General features: G+C 62.4%; 16 protein-coding genes. 7 read left to right on the plus strand and 9 right to left on the minus strand.

Annotated features, from left to right (window positions below):
* Position 1: 1 nt before the first annotated feature.
* The 6 genes from GOX53_RS01340 (at position 2) to GOX53_RS01365 (ending at position 5,598) form a co-directional block, all read left to right on the plus strand.
* On the plus strand, positions 2-1,300 hold the full coding sequence (locus tag GOX53_RS01340) for a TRAP transporter large permease (protein ID WP_171173181.1): 1,299 nt from the start codon (positions 2-4) through the stop codon (positions 1,298-1,300).
* Between the two features lie 37 nt (positions 1,301-1,337).
* The gene (dctP, locus tag GOX53_RS01345) at positions 1,338-2,330 is read left to right on the plus strand and encodes a TRAP transporter substrate-binding protein DctP (protein ID WP_171173182.1); all 993 of its coding nucleotides are present in this window, start codon (positions 1,338-1,340) and stop codon (positions 2,328-2,330) included.
* Positions 2,331-2,406: 76 nt separating this feature from the next.
* A complete protein-coding gene (locus GOX53_RS01350; protein WP_171173183.1) occupies positions 2,407-2,718 on the plus strand; it encodes a (2Fe-2S)-binding protein in 312 nt (103 codons plus the stop codon).
* On the plus strand, positions 2,705-4,114 hold the full coding sequence (locus GOX53_RS01355) for an NAD(P)/FAD-dependent oxidoreductase (protein WP_171173184.1): 1,410 nt from the start codon (positions 2,705-2,707) through the stop codon (positions 4,112-4,114). Before GOX53_RS01350 ends, GOX53_RS01355 begins: the two co-directional genes overlap by 14 nt.
* Positions 4,111-5,226, plus strand: coding sequence for an FAD-binding oxidoreductase (locus tag GOX53_RS01360; protein ID WP_171173185.1), 1,116 nt, complete (start codon positions 4,111-4,113; stop codon positions 5,224-5,226). The genes GOX53_RS01355 and GOX53_RS01360 overlap by 4 nt, the downstream gene beginning before the upstream one ends.
* A 24-nt stretch (positions 5,227-5,250) precedes the next feature.
* Complete coding sequence (locus tag GOX53_RS01365; protein WP_171173186.1) at positions 5,251-5,598, plus strand: RidA family protein; 348 nt, start codon at positions 5,251-5,253, stop codon at positions 5,596-5,598.
* A gap of 269 nt (positions 5,599-5,867) precedes the next feature.
* On the opposite strand, the gene GOX53_RS01370 is transcribed toward GOX53_RS01365, so the two are convergent.
* The 6 genes from GOX53_RS01370 to GOX53_RS01400 all read right to left on the minus strand — a co-directional run bounded on the left by GOX53_RS01370 (position 5,868) and on the right by GOX53_RS01400 (position 14,568).
* Positions 5,868-6,107: a hypothetical protein gene (locus tag GOX53_RS01370; protein WP_171173187.1), complete on the minus strand. Its 240-nt coding sequence runs from the start codon at positions 6,105-6,107 to the stop codon at positions 5,868-5,870.
* Between the two features lie 13 nt (positions 6,108-6,120).
* Entirely contained in the window at positions 6,121-7,557 is a 1,437-nt protein-coding gene (locus GOX53_RS01375; RefSeq protein ID WP_171173188.1) for an ammonium transporter, read from the minus strand.
* A gap of 307 nt (positions 7,558-7,864) precedes the next feature.
* Entirely contained in the window at positions 7,865-10,237 is a 2,373-nt protein-coding gene (locus GOX53_RS01380) for a DUF1989 domain-containing protein (RefSeq protein WP_171173189.1), read from the minus strand.
* A gap of 33 nt (positions 10,238-10,270) precedes the next feature.
* Positions 10,271-12,505, minus strand: coding sequence for a proline/glycine betaine ABC transporter permease (locus GOX53_RS01390; protein WP_254446434.1), 2,235 nt, complete (start codon positions 12,503-12,505; stop codon positions 10,271-10,273).
* Between the two features lie 56 nt (positions 12,506-12,561).
* On the minus strand, positions 12,562-13,590 hold the full coding sequence (locus tag GOX53_RS01395; RefSeq protein ID WP_171173190.1) for a glycine betaine/L-proline ABC transporter ATP-binding protein: 1,029 nt from the start codon (positions 13,588-13,590) through the stop codon (positions 12,562-12,564).
* A gap of 81 nt (positions 13,591-13,671) precedes the next feature.
* On the minus strand, positions 13,672-14,568 hold the full coding sequence (locus GOX53_RS01400; protein ID WP_371810240.1) for an ABC transporter substrate-binding protein: 897 nt from the start codon (positions 14,566-14,568) through the stop codon (positions 13,672-13,674).
* A 271-nt stretch (positions 14,569-14,839) separates the two neighbouring features.
* Between GOX53_RS01400 and GOX53_RS01405 the strand changes: the two genes are divergently transcribed.
* Positions 14,840-15,778: a LysR substrate-binding domain-containing protein gene (locus GOX53_RS01405; RefSeq protein WP_171173192.1), complete on the plus strand. Its 939-nt coding sequence runs from the start codon at positions 14,840-14,842 to the stop codon at positions 15,776-15,778.
* Positions 15,779-15,781: 3 nt separating this feature from the next.
* Here the strand turns inward: GOX53_RS01405 and GOX53_RS01410 are convergent, their stop codons facing one another.
* The 3 genes from GOX53_RS01410 to GOX53_RS01420 are packed head-to-tail and all read right to left on the minus strand — an operon-like array spanning position 15,782 to position 18,598.
* The gene (locus tag GOX53_RS01410) at positions 15,782-17,119 is read right to left on the minus strand and encodes an NAD(P)-binding domain-containing protein (protein WP_171173193.1); all 1,338 of its coding nucleotides are present in this window, start codon (positions 17,117-17,119) and stop codon (positions 15,782-15,784) included.
* A 49-nt stretch (positions 17,120-17,168) separates the two neighbouring features.
* A complete protein-coding gene (locus tag GOX53_RS01415) occupies positions 17,169-17,753 on the minus strand; it encodes a hypothetical protein (protein WP_171173194.1) in 585 nt (194 codons plus the stop codon).
* Entirely contained in the window at positions 17,750-18,598 is an 849-nt protein-coding gene (locus GOX53_RS01420; protein ID WP_171173195.1) for a carbon-nitrogen hydrolase family protein, read from the minus strand. Before GOX53_RS01420 ends, GOX53_RS01415 begins: the two co-directional genes overlap by 4 nt.
* Positions 18,599-18,600: the final 2 nt, after the last annotated feature.

Raw genomic sequence — 18,600 nt, forward strand, 5'->3', positions numbered from 1 at the left:
GATGGTTGAAACCGCACTCCTCGCGGTTCTGGTTCTGGTCGTCCTGCTGACCCTCGGCGTGCCGCTGCCCTACTGCTTCGGCGCCGGGCTGATGGTGATGTATTACGCCGGCGATGTAGTGATGAAGGGCAACATGCTCTGGGGGTTCCAGCAACTGGGCAACCCGGTGCTGCTGGCCATCCCGCTCTTCGTGCTGGCCGGTACGATTATGAGCGTTTCGGGCATCGCCGCCAGCCTGCTGAACTTCGTCAACATCTTCATCGGCCACCTGCGCGGCGGTCTGGGTGTGGTGGCAACCGTGTCCTGCGCGCTGATCGGCGCCATTTCCGGCTCGGGCCTGACCGGGGTGGCCGCCATCGGCCCGCTGCTGATCCCCGAGATGGAGAAACAGGGCTATCCCCGCGAATACGCCACCGCCCTCATCGCCAATGCCTCGCTCTTGGGCCTGCTGATCCCGCCCTCGGTCACCATGATCGTCTACGGCTGGGTCACCGACACCTCGATCCTCGCGTGCTTTCTGGCCACGCTCGGCCCGGGCCTGCTGATCATGGCCAGCTTTTCGGCGGTCAATATCCGCATGGCCCGCAAATTCCCGCTGCAACTGGCCGAGCCGCCCAAAGGCGCCGCATTCGTGACCGAGGCCACCAGCCGGGGCCTGAAAGCCACCCCGGCGCTGCTGATGCCGGCAATCATTCTGGGCGGTATCTACGGCGGCATCATGACCCCGACCGAGGCCGCCGCCGTCGCCGTGATCTACGCCGTGCCCGTGGGTTTCCTGATCTACAAGGGGCTCGACATCCGCACCTTCCTCGGCGCTGGCAAAGAGGCCGCCACCTCGGTCGGTGCGATCATGCTGATGATCCTGTTCTCGATGATCCTCAGCCAGATGTTCGTGCTGGAAAATGTGCCGCAGGCCATCGTTCAGGCGATCTTTGCGATCACCGAGAACAAGGCGCTGCTGCTGGTGCTGATCAACATCCTGCTGTTCCTGGTGGGCATGGTGGTCAACGACGTGACCGCCATCATCCTGATCGCGCCGCTCCTGCTGCCGCTGATGCAGGCCATCGGCGTCAGCCCGATCCAGTTCGCCGCGATCATGGGCGTCAACACCGCCATGGGCGGGGTGACGCCGCCCTATGCCTCGATCCTGTATCTGGGCGCCCGCATCGGGCAGGTGCCGGTAACACGCGTCATCCGCCCCGCCATGACCCTCATTCTGCTGGGCTATCTGCCGGTGGTGTTCCTGACCAGCTTCTGGCCGGACCTGTCGATGTGGCTGCCCCGCTTCTTTGGCTACTAAGCCGCAAACTTCATCACTCACGGAGGAGACAAACCCAATGATGAACGTCCTGAAATCCACCGCGATGGCCGCTGCCGTCCTGGCAACCGCTGGCATCGCCGCCGCCGATACGCTGAAGATCAGCCATATCCGCCCTCAAGGCGCCACCATCGACAATGAGCTGCGCGCCTTTGCAGACGGCCTGTCGGGTGCCACCGACGGCTCGCTGGAACTGAACCTGTTCCCGGCTTCGGTGCTGGGCGACTATACCTCGGTGCAGGAACGCATCTCGGTCGGCGCCATCGACATGGCGGTGCAGCCCGCCGCCACCGCCGTGGATCGCCGCATGCAGATCTCGGCCTTTCCCTATGTCGCCTCCAACTGGGCCGAGGCCAAGAAGATCTACGGCCCCGGCGGCGCCATCTATGACGCGATGAAAGAGCTTTATGCCAAGCAGGACATCACCATGCTGGCCGCCTATCCGGTCTATTTCGGCGGCGTGGCGCTGAACACCGACGCCGTGAACCCTGGCGATCCGACCTCTGCCAAAGGCATCAAGGTCCGCGTGCCCGGCATCAAGAGCTTTCAGCTGACCGCCGATGCGCTGGGCTATATCTCGTCGCCCATCCCGTTCTCCGAGGCCTTCACCGCCGTGCAGACCGGCGTGGTTGACGGGGTCGTGGGCTCGGGCGCCGAGGGCTACTATGCCTCGTTCCGCGACGTGACCACCACCTACGTGCCGGTGAACACCCACTTCGAGGTCTGGTACATGATCATCAACTCCGGCACCCTGGCCGAGCTGAGCGACGAAGACCGCGCCGCGCTGGAGCAGGCCGCCGTCGCGTTCGAAGCCACGCGCTGGGAAACCGCCGAGGCCGATCAGGGTGCGTTCGAGCAGAAGCTGGCCGATAACGGCGCCAACATCGTCTCGCTCAGCGACGAAGAACTGGCCGCGACCGCCGATCACGTCCGTGCACAGGTCTGGCCGCAGGTTCTGGAAGATGTGGGCAAGGATTGGGGTCAATCCATCCTGGACAAGATCGCTCAATAAGGCGGTCTGACCCGCCCACAGGGAAAGGGGCGTCCTCCCCACCCCTTTCCCCCTTGTTTCACCGACGGAGGTCCAGATGTTTCAATCCCTGCGCAAACCCGGCGGTGCCCGGGTGACCCTTACCGTGAATGGCCGGCAGGTCGAGGCTGCGCCCGGGCAATCGGTCTGGTCCGCCATGGCACTGGACGGCCAGACAGAGACCCGCCGCGCGGCCCTATCGGGCGAGACCCGCAGCGCCTATTGCGCCATGGGCGTCTGCTTTGAATGCATGGTCGAGATCGACGGGCTGCCCAACCAGCAGGCCTGCCTGCGCCGGGTGGCCGAGGGCATGGTGGTGACCACGCAAGAGATTACCGAAACGTCCGAGGCCGGTGATGCAGGCCTTTGACTGCGCCATCGTCGGCGCCGGACCGGCGGGCATGTCCGCCGCAATCCGTCTGGCCCGGGGCGGTGCCCGTGTCGCGGTGCTGGACCGGGGCGCCCGCGCGGGCGGCCAGATCTACCACGCGGCGGCGGACAGCCCCTTGTCCGATGCCGCTGCGCTGGGCCCGGACTATGCCGAGGGCGCCGCACTGATCGCCGAGTTCGAATGCGCCGACATCACCTATTTCCCGCAGGCCGACGCCTGGCATCTGGGCGATGACGGGCGCGTCCTGTTCTCGCATCAGGGCGACACGCACGAGTTGCACTGCCGCGAAATGCTGCTCTGCCCCGGCGCGATGGAACGGCCCATGCCGATCCCAGGCTGGACCCTGCCCGGAGTGATGACCGCCGGGGCCGCTCAGGTGATGCTGAAATCCGATGCGATGGTGGCCGAAGGGGCCATCTTTGCCGGGTCCGGCCCGCTGCTCTACCTGATCGTGGCGCAATATCTGCGCCTTGGCGTGCCGGTGGCGGCGCTGGTGGACACCACCCCGCGCCGGAACTATCTGGACGCCGCCCCGCTGCTGCCCCGCGCCCTGCGGCGTCTGGCGATGCTCAAAAAAGGCCTGAGCCTGCTGCACGAAATCCGTGCCGCCGGGGTCAAAACCTATCGCGGCGCCCGCGACCTGAAGGTGCTGGGCGAGGGCCGGGCCCAAGGCCTGCGCTTCTCCGCCGGGGGCCGTACTCACGACATTGCCGCCGACACCGTGTTTCTGCACCACGGCGTGCAGCCCAACCTCAACATGACCCGCGCCATGGATCTGGCCCATCGCTGGAACCCGGAGCAGCTCTCCTGGCAGGTCGAGACCGATGCCTTCGGCCAAAGCTCGGTGCCCCATGTCTCGGTCGCGGGTGATGGGGCGGGGATCGTCGGTGCCGATGGCGCCCGCGCGGCGGGCCGTCTGGCCGCGCTCAACATCCTGCACCGGCTGGGCCGCCTGCCGCGGGCGGATCGCGACCGTGCCGCCGCCCCCGATCTGGCCGCGCGCGCCGCAATGGCGCCGTTCCGCGCCTTCATCGACCGGCTCTACCGCCCCACCGACGCGCTGCGGCTGCCGCAGGACCCGGCGACTTTGGTCTGCCGGTGTGAGGAACAGAGCCTCGCCCAGTTACGTGCCGGTTTCGACCAGGGCGCCCGTGATCCCAACGCGCTGAAATCGCTGACCCGCTGCGGCATGGGCCCGTGTCAAGGCCGACAATGCGGGCATATCGTGGCGGGACTGCTCTCGGACTGGCGCGGCGAGCCGCCCGAGGCGGTGGGGTACTATCGCCTGCGCAGCCCGCAGCGCCTGCTGACCCTCGACGAACTCAGCCGCTTTCACGCGGCCTCGGCGCAGGCACGGGCGGAGGCTGCGGAATGAAGGCGGATGTTCTGATTATCGGCGGCGGCATTCAGGGCTGCGCCACGGCCTATCATCTGGCACGTCGGGGCGTCTCGGTCATCGTGCTGGAAAAGGACTATGTAGCACGCCACGCTTCGGGCGTGAACGCGGGCGGGGTGCGCCTGCTGGGCCGCGACATGGCCGAAGTGCCGCTGTCGAAGGCGTCAATGGAGATGTGGCAGGCGCTTAGCGACGAACTCGGCCACGACACCGGCTTCCGCCGTCAGGGCCTGATCAACATCGCTGTGGATCAGGCCGACATGGACACCCTGCGCACCCGCGAGGCGAAGATGCGGGCCAAGGGCTACTCCCATGAACGCATCATCTCCCGCGACGAGTTGCGCGAACGCCTGCCGCATGCGAACCCCGATTGCGTGGGCGGAGTGACCTCAGAACTGGACGGCTATGCGATCCCCTACAAGGCCACCAGCGCCTTTCGCCTCGCCGCCGAATGCCGCGGCGCGCGCATTGTCGAGGGCGAAGAGCTGCTGAGTCTGCGTCGTGTCGGCGGCAGCTGGCTGGCGCAGGGGTCAACCACCCGGTTCGAGGCGGACACCGTCGTCAACTGCGCCGGGGCCTGGGCCGACCGGATCGCGCTGATGATCGGTGACAATGTTCCGCTCAGCCATGCCGCACCGATGCTGATGATCACCGCGCGGATGCCGCATTTCGCCAAACCGGTGGTGGGGGCGGTCAGCCGCCAGCTCAGCTTCAAGCAGTTCGGGAACGGCACCGTCCTCATCGGTGGCGGCGCCAAGGGCTTTGCCGACCGTGCCGCGGGCCGCACCCGGCTGGACTATGCCAAGCTTACCGCCGCCGCCCGCACCACCGCCGAGTTCTTTCCCATCATGCGCCGCGCCGCCATCAACCGCATGTGGGCAGGGCTCGAGGCCTATATGCCCGACAACCTGCCGGTGATCGGACCGGCGGTGAACGCGGCCCGCGCCTTTCACGCCTTCGGCTTTTCCGCGCACGGGTTCCAGATGGGGCCGGTGGTGGGGCAGGTCATGGCCGATCTGGTGATGACCGGGCACTCGCAGTTTCCGCTTGGCGCCTTCCGCATCGACCGTTACGACCGCAAAGTCCTTTGACCCGTGAATACAGGAGCACGAGAAATGACCATCACCCGCATGGAAACCGGCCAGCGCATGAGCAAGATCGTTAAGCATAACGGCACAGTCTATCTGTGCGGTCAGGTGGGGGATGGCGATACCGTCGCGGACCAGACCCACGATTGCCTGTCCCGCGTCGAGGCGCTGCTGGAACAGGCCGGATCTGGCAAGACCCACATCCTGCAGGCCGTGATCTGGCTGGCCGACATGAAGGACTTTGCCGAGATGAATGCGGTCTGGGACGCATGGGTGCCCGCGGGCCACGCCCCCGCCCGCGCCTGCGGCGAAGCCAAACTGGCTCGCGAGGCCTTGAAAGTGGAAATTATCGTGACGGCGGCTGAACTCTCGTGAGGCCGGTGGATCGTGTTTGAGCGACACGTCTCCATGCGAAGTGTCGGAAGGCGATAGATCAGAGGCTGCGGTGGCTGAATGAAATCCGGTACCATCGTAATTCAAGCCAACTGAAGCGGACGCGCAAGGCTTCTTTGGGTCGAGCGCGTCCGCCTGTCGTTTCTCAAGACCTGCTGTCGCCCGGGTCGTCTGGCGAAATGGCATTTGCAGTTCGATCTGGGCCGCAGCAGATCCTAAAAGCACTTGGGTGCTGAAGATTTGCCGGAGGATCAGTCCACTCTGGCTTTGGCCTCCTCTTCGAACACCCTGGCTAATCGTTCCGGTGTCCGTGCGGCGGCTTCGTCTGCCTCCATCTCCTGTTTTTCGATTCGGGCCTGCTTGATGTGGAAGAAAAGCCAGAATGCCAGCCCGGCCAGGAAGAGAATAAACTCTGTCCCGACCATCGGATAGATCGGCCCGATTTGCGACAGGTCGGCTCCTGCCCAGGTTTCTACAGCTGTAGTCGACATGGGTGTTTCCTCCTTACGTCAGCAGTCCGAGGCGCTTGGCCTCTTCGATGTCAGCTTGCGACACTTCGATCGAGGCGGCCTCTTCGGCAAACTCCTCGCTCATGTCGAGCCCGACGAGTTCAACGGCCGGTGGCACACGCAGCATACCCAGGCCCATCAGGATCTTTGAAACGATCCAGGCGGGGATAAAACCGAGCACGATGAACATGATGCAGGCACCGATGAACTGACCCCATGGCGAAATCGTTGCGACTTCGGCATGATACGCTGCCGTCGCCGGGTGACCCCAAAGCATGAAGCCGGCGATCACAAGGCCGATGAAACCGGCATAGCCGTGCACGGCAACCGCGCCGACGGGATCGTCGATCTTGAAGCGACGCTCGACCCAGAAATGCAGCTTGTAGGCCGCCCAGGCACCAATCGCGCCGATCAGCATCGCCTGAATCGGATGATAGAGATCATTGCCGGCAGAAGCCGTGATGACCCCGGCCAGACCGGCAGAATAGGTCCAGAACGCTTCGCCGTTGGACACGATGTAGCCCATGATCAGACCGCCTGACAGCGACATCAGGAAGTTGAACACAATCGCCGACAGGGTGGTTGGCGTCAGGTAGATCGTGGTCGCGGTGAAGCTCACCACTCCTTCGGCTCCGCCGAGCGACCCATGATCGATGATCGGCACGTTGCAGGCGACATAGAAACCCCAGAAACCCGTGTAGATCAGGAAGAGCCCGATCGTCACCAGCCACTTGTTGTGCGGATTGATGTTGCGCGGGGTTCCGTCGGGCGCGAACTTGCCGATACGCGGCCCCAGCACGACGATCACACCCAGCGCAAAACCACCGGCGATGGCATGGATCACGCCGGATGCATAGGCGTCGTGATAGCCCAACTGCGTCACCATCCAACCATCGGGGTGCCAGCCCCAGGCCGCGTCGATGATCCAGGTGAACGATCCGATCACGACGGCCAGAATCCAGAAGGCCGATGGGCGGATGCGCTCGATTGTGGCCCCCGAGACGATTGATGCCGCCGTCCAAGAAAACAGTAGGAAAGCAGCCCAGAAGACGCCGTTCAGGCGGTTCCAGAAACTGTTCCCCAACTCGGCCCCATAGCCTTGCGCGGACTCAAGTGCGGGCCCCGGTCCCCCCATATGGGTGCCCATCAGCTCGCTCCACGGAACGGCGTTGTCGCTTTTTGTGATGCCGCCGGTGATGCCGGGGCCGTTCGGGAACGCGAAGTAGATCCACCAGCCAAAGAAGAAGAACGTCACCGTCACGAGCGGGATCAGCATCGTGTTCTTCATGAGTGTGTGAATGTGGTTCTTGTGGCGGGTTGCACCCACCTCGTACATGCAGAATCCCACGTGGATCAGGAACATTAACGGTACAGTGACCCAATAGTAGAATTCGGTGAAGATTACTGTGAGCGCACCAATATCGGTATCCACTTAATATCTCCCTCTGGTTTTCGGGACGATATTGTTCTGTGTAGACCCGATCCGCGTGGCGGTCCGGGCTTGTTTTTTGGGGGAGTTCGTCCCTCGTTCTCCCCGTCTGGAATGATGAATCCCGCGCAAAAGTTTAGAACCAATTACCCGTTTCACCAAAGGGAAAATGGGCATTTTGGTTTAGTTTTGGATCAGAAAATGACTATTTCTGGAAATATTTCTTAGTTTGGTATATTTTTGGGAGGCAAATATTAGACTTTCTCAACTCCAGTGGGGCGGACCTCGAAACTATTCGGTGCCGTCAATATCAGGTGTAGTTTCCCTTCACCCGCTCCTTCGCCGGATCAAAATGGGGGAAGGTTGTCACACGGGCACGCAGGCGTTTCTGCAATCCGTCGAGTTGCCCGACTTCTAGTTCCGTGCCCGGTGCTGCATGTGTGGTTGCGATGCGACCTAGGGCGATTACCTTGCCCAGAATGGGCGATTTCATTGCGGATGTGATCTCACCCACCTGCGCCCTGCCAACGCGCACGCAGTCGCCCGAGGCGGGTACTGTGCCGCCTTCAATCTCGAAGCCGACCAGCTTACGGTGCGGATGTGTCTTGCGCTCCTCCAAGGCGGCGCGGCCAATAAAGTCGTCAGTCTTTGACTTGAGCGGCACGGTAAAACCGATCCCCGCCTCCCACGGGTCGGTGGAATCGTCGAATTCGGACCCGGCAAAGATCAAGCCCGCTTCGATCCGCATCAGATCAAGCGCCGCAAGCCCCAAAGGCGTCAGGCCATAGTCCTGACCGGCCTCCCAGATCGCGTCAAAGACCTCTTCCGCGTCTTTGGGATGGCAGAAGATCTCATAGCCCAACTCGCCGGAATACCCGGTGCGCGAGATCACGACCGAGGTGCCCCGAACGTCCCCGATCCGGGCGACGGTCAAGCGGAACCACGGCAGTTCCTCGATCGTGGGTTGTTGGGGCGGCGTCCAAAACACCTTGGCCAGTATGTCGCGGGAATGGCGGCCCTGCACGGCGACATTGTGGAGATGATCCGTCGAGGGGCGGACCCAGGCATTGAGCCCGCGTTTCTGCGCTTGCTCCTGCAACCACAGCCCAGAGGTGTCATTGCCGCCGATCCAGCGAAAATTTGTGTCCCCTAGCCGATAGACCGTGCCATCGTCGATCATACCGCCGTGGTCGTAGCACATGGCCGTATAGACCACTTGCCCGACACTCAGCTTTTTCATGTTGCGGGTCACGCAGAGTTGCAACAGCTCTTCGGCGTCCGGCCCCGTGACCTCGTACTTGCGCAGGGGCGAGAGGTCCATGATCGCCGTCTTTTCCCGCACCGCCCAGTATTCGGCGATGGTCCCGTGGCCCGGAAAAGTGTTGGGCAGCCAATAGCCGTTGTATTCGACGAAATCCCGAGTGTGCCGGGCAAAACAGTCGTGAAACGCGGTTTTCTTGGTGTCCTGCACGTCTGCCTCCGCAGATTTTCTGTAGCCGATGGATCGGTCGAATTCCTCGTTCGCGCGATAGGTTCGCACCTGAATGTCGGTGGGGTTCCAGCCATTCGCCGGGTCCACGTCGCAGGGGCAGGCCGTGCTGACGCAGACAAGATCGCTGAGCGCGCGCAATAGCACGAAATCGCCCGGCCGCGACCATGGATCGTTCATGCCGATGGCGTTGGTATCATCCAGCAGGGTGTTAAAAAAGAAGTTGATCGCAGGCCAGCCGCCGCGCGGGCGGATGCCGTAACTGGCCAGATCGGTGTTGATGTTGTCCGAGCAGTTCACATGGCCGGGATAGCCGAGATCCTCATAGTATCGTGCGGTGCAGGCTAGTCCGAACGTGTCGTGACGCCCGCAAGTGTCCTGAACGATTTCGACCAGGGGTTCCTGATCGACGCTCCAGTATTTGCTGAAAAGGCCAGGCGCGGGATACAGGCTGCCGCCTAGGCTGCGTGTTGTGGTCGGATCAATCTCACGCTCCAGCCCCTGATCCAGCGCGCGCAGGGAGAACGCCTGAAAGTCCGAGCATTCTCGGCCTTTCACATCGAGGATCTGGATGTATTCGCCTTTCTTCACCTCGTAGGAGGTGGCGTTGCCCGGCTGGATGTTGAAGTCCTGAAGCGGGTCGGACAGCGGCTCGGGTGGTCCGATCTCCTGCTTTGCCGCGCCGGGGGCGTTGCGGCGGACGTAGAGGATCAGCTCGGTTGGCGGGTTGTGTTTTGTAGGGTCCATCGGCCCGCCGGGTGCGGCCAGAATGACCAGCCCGTCGCTATGGGCGACATAGGTCTCCATGTCGCCCGGGCGGGCGTCTTCGGAAAACAGCGTGATGGCGTCCCCATCCCCGATGCGAAAACCTGACGCGGTCAGCGCCTTGAGCACCCGCAGGCCGGATTTGCCGCCGCCGGTCAGCGTGTTGATGATGCCCTCGGGTCGGCCATGGCCATCCGCGCCCAGCATCCCCGCGTCCGAGGACCCGTCCGGCGCGAAGAACACCATCTCGCCCTGCTGCAGCCCGTCGCGGTTCAGGACAAGGATCTCGTCACCCTTCTCGACGCGCACCGCGCGGCTGCCGCCGCCGGGGACAGGATGGCGTTCGGTTCCGTGAGGCAGGATCGGCAGGCCCGGGGTCAGAACACCGTGACGCTCGAACGGTACTTCGAAGATGGGTTGGACATTCATTGCGGCAACTCCGAAGGATGGGGCATCGGCATCTCACTCAAGCCCCAGTGCGGCTTTGCGGTTTCGGGCCCACTTGTTGATCGTGATGTCGAAGGTCAGTGCCATCAGCGACACGCAGATGCCCAGCACGAAGTTCTTGCCCAGATCGGTGCCCGCCAGCGTGCGCTGCAACTCCTGCCCCAGGTCCTGGGTGCCGATGAAGGCGGCGATGATGACCATGAAGAAGGCGAACATGATCGCCTGATTGAACCCCACCGCCATTGTGGGCAGCGCCAGCGGCAGTTGCACCGAAGTCAGCTTTTGCACCTGGGTCGCCCCGGACATGTCCGCGGCCTCGGTCATCTCGGGGGGCACGTGGCGCAGTCCCTCGACCGTGTAGCGGGTCAGAGGCACCAGCGTAAAGATCAGGATCGAGAACACCACCGCAACGTCGTTCACCCCGAACAGCATGATCGCGGGGATCAGATAGATGAAGGACGGGAAGGTCTGAGCCGTATCCACAATGGTCAGCACAACCTTGTCACGCGGCCAGTCGCGCACGGCCAGCCACAGGACAAGGAAGGTCGCTCCGAAGATGTAGAGCGACGGTGAGGTGGGTGAAAGAAACGCTGCAGACTCTTCAACCGCCGTGAAGAAGTGATAAAGGCTTGAGACCAGCAGAGCGCCAAACAGGACGGGGATCCGTTTGAAGGCGAGGCCCACGAGCCCGATGGCAAAGTCCTTTGCGCTGCCCTGCAGGGACAGTGGCGGCGCTGCTCCCCGTGCGGTCCAGATTGCCAGAGGGATGCCGATCAGCATGGCCAGGACTACCGCCGAGATCACTGTGTAAAGCGTGATGACTGACCGATCCCACCAGCCGGTCGAGGCGACGATGGAAAAGAAGATGGCGGCGATAATCGCCTCGCGCCGTCCTGCCAGCCAATAGGCGAAACCGGCGATCACCAGAATGAACGCAGGCGTGGGAACCCACAACAGCGCGTTGCGGAACGGGATCAGCACCTGCACATTCAGGAACCAGCGCAACCATTCGGTCGTGGCCTGTATCCCGTCAAGGTCGAGGAAATGTTTGATCGCGGTGTCGATCTCTTTGCCCTGTGACAGGTCCTGGGTGCGGTGCACGTCGCCGAGTACGCTGAAAAGATACTGCAGGATATTGCCCTGATTTGCGCCCTCGATCAGCGTGTAGTTCGGCACGCGGTTTGACAGGTACGCAAGACCCAGAAAGACGACAAAGGCACCGCAGCCCAGAACCGTGTAGAAATGCCGTTTCCACCAGGGCGTGCCTTTCTCGAAATGCTCCGGCTGCTTGACCACCCAGGCTTTGGACAGCCGGTCCAACGTGACGGCCAGCAGCACGATGGTTACGCCGATCTCGAAACTGCGGCCCAGCTTGAACGAGTTCATCATCGCCAGCAGCTTTGCGCCCAGCCCTGGCATGCCGATGAACGCGGTCAGAACCACCATGGCAAGGCACAGCATGATGACCTGATTGACGCCCACCAGAATTTCCGTTCGCGCGGCGGGCAGATAGACGTGCCGCAGCATCTGCCAGCGGGTGCAGCCCGCCATCTTTCCGGCCTCGACCACTTCGGGGCTCACCTTTTGCAGGCCCAGCGTGGTCATCAGGATCATCGGTGGCATGGCATAAATGATCGTGGCGACTGCGCCCGCGGTCGGACCGACCTTGAAGAAGATGACGGCAGGCAGCAGGTAGGTGAAGAACGGCAGCGTCTGCAGCACCGCCAGAATCGGACGCATCGCCCGGTCGAACCAGTTGTATTTCCACGCGACAATACCCAGCGTCAGCCCGAAGACGAACGCAAGCGGCGCAGCGACACTGATCACCGACAGGGTCTGCATCGCCAGTTTCCATTGCCCGACCAGCGCCGTCCAGAAGAACGTACCGCCCGCCAGCGCCGCCATGCGCCAGCCGCCTAAGTAATAGCCGATCACTGTGGCCACGGCCGCAATCGCAGACCATGAGATCGGGCCGATATTTGGCCAGCGCCGCTTGCCTTCCAGCAGGTTCGCCGTTGTGTTCAGCATGAACTCCAGCGGGCCCTCGGAAAACCACCGGGTGAGATAGATCAGACCCGGGCGCCCGGTTTCCATGTCGCCCTTGATGAAGTTGAAGAACGCGTCCAGCCATTGGGCGTAAGGCGGAATCAACCAGTCGGGCGGACGGTTCAGCCATTCGGGCAGCATGCCCACCGCCTTCAGAACCAGCAGCAACAGCGCGGCGCCGAAGATCAGCCGCAAGGCTGACATACGGCCCGAACTGCGCCGGTCGTCGCGAAGGGAGGTATGGTCGGTAACCGAGGCCATCACCCGTCGCCCATCAGCACGTCCAGTGCGGCCTGACGGTTTAGCACGCCGACAACAGCGCCAGTGTCATCCGTGACAGGCAACTCGTCGCCGCTGTCCGACACCAACCTACGGGCTAGGTCATGTATTGTGGTTCGGGCGGCCACCGGCTGGCCGTCGGGGACGTGTCCGTTCAACGGGTGCGCCAGCGCGCCGGCATGCACCACGCGGGCCTTGTCGATTTCCTCGGTGAATTTGGCCACATAGTCTGTGGCCGGGTTCATGACGATCTTGTCTGGCGTATCACATTGCTCGACCGCGCCGTTCTTCATGATGGCAATGCGGTCGGCCAGCCGCAGCGCCTCGTCGAAATCGTGGGTGATGAACACGATGGTCTTGCCCAGCATCTCCTGCAGGCGCAGGAACTCGTCCTGCATCTCGCGCCGGATCAGGGGATCGAGCGCCGAAAACGGCTCGTCCAGAAACCAGATGTCCGGCTCTATGGCAAGGCTGCGGGCAATACCCACCCGCTGTTGCTGACCGCCGGACAGCTCGCGCGGGAAGTACTCCTCGCGCCCCTCCAGACCGACAAGCCGGATCACCTCCAGCGCGCGGGCGCGTCGTTCGTGCCGGTCCTGGCCGCGCATCTCAAGCGGGAAGGCGACATTGTCCAGAACCGTGCGGTGCGGCAGCAGTCCGAAGGACTGGAACACCATGCCCATCTTGTTGCGGCGCAGCTCGATCAGCTCGTTCTCAGTCAGGGACATGATGTCCTGACCTTCGACTTCGATACTGCCGCCGGTGATGTCATGCAGCCGTGAAAAACAGCGCACGAGGGTCGATTTGCCCGACCCTGACAGCCCCATGATCACCAGCATTTCGCCGCGTCCGACCTCGATCGAGACATTCTTGACCCCGGCGATATAGCCATCCGCGCGGATCTCGTCATAGCTCTTCTCGCCCTGCATCCGGGCGAGGTAGCGCTCGGGGTCGGCGCCGAAGAGTTTCCAGACGTTGCGGCAGGAAATGACGGGCGTTTGGCTATTCAACGGAAGTTCCCCCTTGGATAGTGATGCCACCCCCGAACCGTCGAGGATGGCATCGGTCTCAGCCTGTGTTCAAGGACCGGCTCACGAGCCGCCGGTTACCCAGCCTTGCCACACGTCCTCGTTTTCCTCCAACCAGCGCGCTGCAGCGTCTTCCGGCTCCATCTCGTCGGTATCGACGAACTTGGCCATTTCAGCGATCTGCGGGTTGGTGAACGAGATTTTCGTCAGCACTTCGTAGGCGTTGGGCCATTTGTCTTGCATCCCGTCCCATGCGGCTTTCTTCAGGTACCCCTTAGCTGGATTGCCACAATCATAGAGGGCGTTCGGGTTCGGACCGACCGACGGGTCCTTGTCACAGCCATCGACCCATTCCGGGAACTCGACGAATTCGCCTGGCCAGACGGCCTCGGCAAAATTTGGGGTCCAGTTGAATACAACGACCGGGCGCTTGTCTTTCTCTGCCGCACCGATCTCGGCCCATAGCGCTGCTGCAGAACCGGCGTTGATCACCGTAAAGTTCATGTCCAGCGCCTCGACCCGCTCTTTGCCGTGCTTGAGCCAGTCAACCGGACCATCCAGATAGCGGCCCTTGTCGCCGGTTTCCGCCGTGGCGAACAGATGTGCGCATTCGTTCAGCGCCTCCCAGTCCGGCAGGCCGGGGCAGGCGTCCTTGGTCCACATCGGATACCACCAGTCCTCGCGCGTGACCGCGTCGTGGTCGCCGGCATCATGCAAGCCGCCCTTTTCCAGTGCGGTCCGGAAGGATGCGCCGAACGCGCCTTCCCAGACCTCAAGCTCAAGCGTGACGTCGCCCAGGCGGACCGACTCGTAGACGGCCTGGCTGTCGGTGGTGACAAACTCGACATTGTTGCCCATCGATTCAAAGATTTGCCCGACCACGTGGCTCATCACGATCTGGCTGGACCAGTTGTGGATCGGAATGACGATCGGATCGCTGCTGTCTTCGGCTAGCGTCATTGTTCCGGATGCCAGAGTGATGGCACCGGCAAGTAATACGGATTTCAGTTTCATGGTGGCTCCCTGTCTGGCTGGCGTCTTGCGCCACTGGGATTCTCTCGATCCCGCGCGCGTATAGAGTGCCAAATTCCGGACCGGGCTCAGAACAGAGATTTGATAGGCTTAGGCTGCATATTTTAGGGGCAAGAGGCGGAAAGTATGTTTAGATCAGGCTGTTGCCGAATCTTTCGGCCCGGGATCGCTGCTCGGCAACGGGGAGTGTAGACGCGCGATGTTGAAAAAGCGAAAGCTCTTGCCGCCCCTGGATTATCTGCTGGCCTTCGAGGCAGCGGCCCAGCTTGGCAGTTTTGCGCGCGCGTCCGAGCAACTGAACCTTTCGGAAACTGCGATCAGCCGCAAGGTGCGTTTGCTGGAACAACACTATGATCTGCCCCTTTTCGTGCGCGGTCACCGGTCGATCACTCTGACGTCGCACGGAGCGGCATTGCTGTCATCGGTCGGGCAGTCATTGGACATCCTGCGCGACGCCTCCGAGGATATCTTTGCGCATCACACCAACAATACCGTGACACTCGCCGCGACCAATTCGGTTGCGGCGCTTTGGTTGATGCCACGGCTGCGCACCTTCAGGCGCAGCAATACGCGGGTCAAGATCATGCTGGTTGCCAGTGACAGCGACGAAGAGTGCATGTCCGAGGAAATGGATCTAACGATCCTGCGCGGTGAAGGCATCTGGCCCGGTTTTGAGGCGCGAATGCTGTTTGGGGAGACAGTGTTCCCGGTCTGCTCGCCGGGTTATCTCCATCGCGTCCCGCAGGCCGCCCGGTTAAAGGATCTGCCCGGGGTCGATCTGATCGAGGTGCGCAGCAGCCATACCGAGTGGATGGACTGGCGCACGTGGCTGGGTCATCAGGGGGCTGAGGACGTGACGCTTGACCGCGCCGCCTTTTTCAACACCTACCCGCTGGCGATCCAGGCGGCGGTGGACGGGCTGGGCGTGGCGCTGGGGTGGGGCCATCTGGTCGACCACCTGCTGGACGCGGGCAAGCTGGTCCGGCCCGTGCAGCAAAGCTATGCCCGCACCGAGAGCGGGTACTTTCTGCTCAGGAATATCGAAAAGAAACGCTTTGCCGAGCAGGAGATTGTCGAGGATTGGCTGGTCAGGGCCAGTGAAGCGCGCAGGCGGTTCACGCCGCCTCGCGCAGACTGAGCGTCAGACCTCAAGGTAACTTTCCAGACTGTCGTCCAACGCTTCGACCCAGACCGTATGATGCGGGGGTGCCATGGTGCCGGTCATCGGGCTGACATAGCCATGATCGCGGAAGGTCATGATGTTCTTTTTCTTGTGCTTCTTCCACTCGTAGAAGGCCTGATTTGCAGCCTCGATGTCGAAACTGGGGTAATCGGTTTCGTCGATCAGTTCCTGCGTATAGGCGCCCTGATAGGCGATGCAGGCATAGTCATCAGCTAGGGCATCCTCGTCGGTCTGGCGTTGCCTCCAATCGGCTTCCATCGTCTGACGGTCGGGCAGGGCGATCTTTCCCATGATCGCATCGCGAACCCACCAGGCCTGCGCATCGAACATGTTGAACGTGTACCACTGGTCCTGCATCCCGAGGTAGAAGAGATCGGGGTTGTTGGTCCAGACCACGCCTTTGTAGAGATCGTTTGCGGCCAGCCGGTTGGCGGTCTTCAACCGCAGGTCATCGGGCAGAAACGGGAAATGGTGTTTGTATCCGGTGCATAGGATGATCGCATCGACCTCGCGTGAGCTGCCGTCAATAAAGTAAGCTGTGCGCCCCTCGACGCGCTCGAGGTTAGGAACCTCTTGCCAGTTGTCAGGCCAGTCATAGCCCATCGGTGCTGTGCGGTGGGCGACGGTGACGGACTTACAGCCGTATTTCCAACATTGCGAGCCGATATCCTCGGCCGAATACGAGGTGCCGAGGATCAGGATGTCCTTGCCGATGAATTCCCGTGCATCTCGGAAATCATGGGCGTGCAGAATGCGGCCGTTGAACCCTTCGAAACCCGGATAGTGGGGCACGTTGGGGACCGAGAAATGTCCGGTTGCGACTACGACATGATCGAAAGTTTCGGAAGTTTCTGTATCGGTTGCCGTGTCCCGGCTCACCACTTCGAACCCGCCGTCCGGCATGGCGCGCACGTCGCGGACAATCGTGTTGAACCGGATCTTGTCGCGCACACCCGCTTTCTTGACCCGCCCTTCTATATAGTCGAACAGGACCGCCCGGGGTGGATAGCTGGCAATCGGTTTGCCGAAATGCTCGTCAAACGTGTAGTCGGCAAATTCCAGACCTTCCTTGGGTCCGTTGGACCACAGGTAGCGGTACATCGACCCGTGGCATGGGTTGCCGTGCTCGTCCACACCGGTGCGCCAAGTGTAGCGCCACAATCCGCCCCAATCGGGCTGTTTTTCGTAGCAGACGATCTCGGGCACATCCTGGCCCTTGTCCGCGGCGGACTGGAATGCCCGGAGTTGAGCAAGCCCTGACGGTCCCGCGCCGATCACACATATACGCTTGGTCATTCAACTTCCTCCACGATTGTCTTGTGTTCTGACAGGCTGCCTGTCGCCGCTAACCCGTCCCCGAGGTTGAGGCGGTCCAATCCGGCTCAAACCCCAAAACCACCGTCTCGCCGGGCAGGTTGGGATTGAACAGGCGGTTATGGGCCATCGTTGCGCGATGCAGGGGGTTGTGCGAGGCCAGTTTCCAGACCTTGCAGTCAAGGTCGAAGCGCTGCGCATAGGCCTCGAACACCAGCGTCACCCGTTGCGCCGCGTGCAGCCGATGGGCGCCGGGTGAGCCGGGCGGGAAGGTGGCCGTCAGGATGTCAGAGAACTCGGCGGCCTTTTGGAAATAGGTGGCGGACAGGAACCGGATCGCCTGATCGCGCCGTTGCGCGGGGTCGTTTGTCTTGGCGGCCATATGTTCGAATTCCGGCGTCATGGAGTAGCCGGGTGCCTTGTTCAGAACGGTGATGATATGGCCCATCGGTTCGGCCTCACCCGCCAGCAGCACAGCGGGTGAGATCGCGTCATCGGGGCGGCCTTCGGCATCGCGCATGGCTATCTGGCGCACCCGGCATTGCCATTTCAGGAACGTCATGCGCAGCGGATCATCGGACATGGTCTGACCAAGGGATGTAGCGAGGGAACTCATGCGACACTCTGTTTACGGTTGCGGGCACTGCGAAACGGGCGGTCGTGGCTGAGGCTGGGAATGCGGGCGGCAGTGCGCCCGACAAGGTCGAGGTCGATCCGGACCTGAACCACTCCGGGCAGATCGCCGCCATCGGCAACCACCTCGCCCCAAGGATTGACCACCAGCGAATGGCCATAGCTTTGGCCGCCACCCGGAATGTCGCCAATTGCGCAGGCAGAGACGACGAAACACGTGTTTTCGATAGCGCGGGCGCGGTTGAGGATATGCCAATGCGCCTCGCCCGTGCGGCGGGTGAAGGCGGCAGGGCAGCAGATGATCTCTGCCCCGGCGGTGGCGAGGTCGCGGAACAGATGCGGAAACCGCAGATCGTAACAGATTGTGTGTCCGACCGCGGCAAAGGGCGTTTCGTGCAGGACAGCCTCATCCCCCGGCGCGATGGTCTGGCTTTCGCGGTAAACTTCCGTTTCCGAGAGCGTCACATCGAACATGTGAATCTTGTCGTAGCGCCCGCGCACCTCTCCCTGATCGTCCAGCATCAGGCCGCGGTTCACGATACGCCCATCGGCGCCATCCACAGCGATCGAGCCGATGTTGATCCAGACCTTGTGCCGGGCGGCAAAGCCACGCATCGCCGTCAGGAAGGGATGTGCACCCTCTGGCGCACTGGGTGGGGTCAGGGCCTGCCCGTCCGACCTGAGCCCGCCGCAGTACTCCGGGAGAAACAGGATATCCGCACCCGCCTGCACCGCTGCCTCTGCCATCGACAGCGCCTCGTCCAGCGCGGACGCGAAATCCGGCATCGGGCGGGTTTGCAGGCAGGCGATGTCCAGCGGGCGCGGCATGG

The sequence above is a fragment of the Ruegeria sp. HKCCD8929 genome (assembly GCF_013031405.1).
Taxonomy (GTDB): Bacteria; Pseudomonadota; Alphaproteobacteria; order Rhodobacterales; family Rhodobacteraceae; genus Ruegeria.

Coding starts and splice junctions, on each gene's coding strand:
- GOX53_RS01340 (WP_171173181.1), top strand. CDS start 2: ATGGTTGAAACCGCACTCCTCGCGGTTCTGGTTCTGGTCGTCCTGCTG.
- dctP (WP_171173182.1), top strand. CDS start 1,338: ATGATGAACGTCCTGAAATCCACCGCGATGGCCGCTGCCGTCCTGGCA.
- GOX53_RS01350 (WP_171173183.1), top strand. CDS start 2,407: ATGTTTCAATCCCTGCGCAAACCCGGCGGTGCCCGGGTGACCCTTACC.
- GOX53_RS01355 (WP_171173184.1), top strand. CDS start 2,705: ATGCAGGCCTTTGACTGCGCCATCGTCGGCGCCGGACCGGCGGGCATG.
- GOX53_RS01360 (WP_171173185.1), top strand. CDS start 4,111: ATGAAGGCGGATGTTCTGATTATCGGCGGCGGCATTCAGGGCTGCGCC.
- GOX53_RS01365 (WP_171173186.1), top strand. CDS start 5,251: ATGACCATCACCCGCATGGAAACCGGCCAGCGCATGAGCAAGATCGTT.
- GOX53_RS01370 (WP_171173187.1), bottom strand. CDS start 6,107: ATGTCGACTACAGCTGTAGAAACCTGGGCAGGAGCCGACCTGTCGCAA.
- GOX53_RS01380 (WP_171173189.1), bottom strand. CDS start 10,237: ATGAATGTCCAACCCATCTTCGAAGTACCGTTCGAGCGTCACGGTGTT.
- GOX53_RS01390 (WP_254446434.1), bottom strand. CDS start 12,505: ATGTCAGCCTTGCGGCTGATCTTCGGCGCCGCGCTGTTGCTGCTGGTT.
- GOX53_RS01400 (WP_371810240.1), bottom strand. CDS start 14,568: ATGACGCTAGCCGAAGACAGCAGCGATCCGATCGTCATTCCGATCCAC.
- GOX53_RS01405 (WP_171173192.1), top strand. CDS start 14,840: ATGTTGAAAAAGCGAAAGCTCTTGCCGCCCCTGGATTATCTGCTGGCC.
- GOX53_RS01410 (WP_171173193.1), bottom strand. CDS start 17,119: ATGACCAAGCGTATATGTGTGATCGGCGCGGGACCGTCAGGGCTTGCT.
- GOX53_RS01415 (WP_171173194.1), bottom strand. CDS start 17,753: ATGAGTTCCCTCGCTACATCCCTTGGTCAGACCATGTCCGATGATCCG.
- GOX53_RS01420 (WP_171173195.1), bottom strand. CDS start 18,598: ATGCCGCGCCCGCTGGACATCGCCTGCCTGCAAACCCGCCCGATGCCG.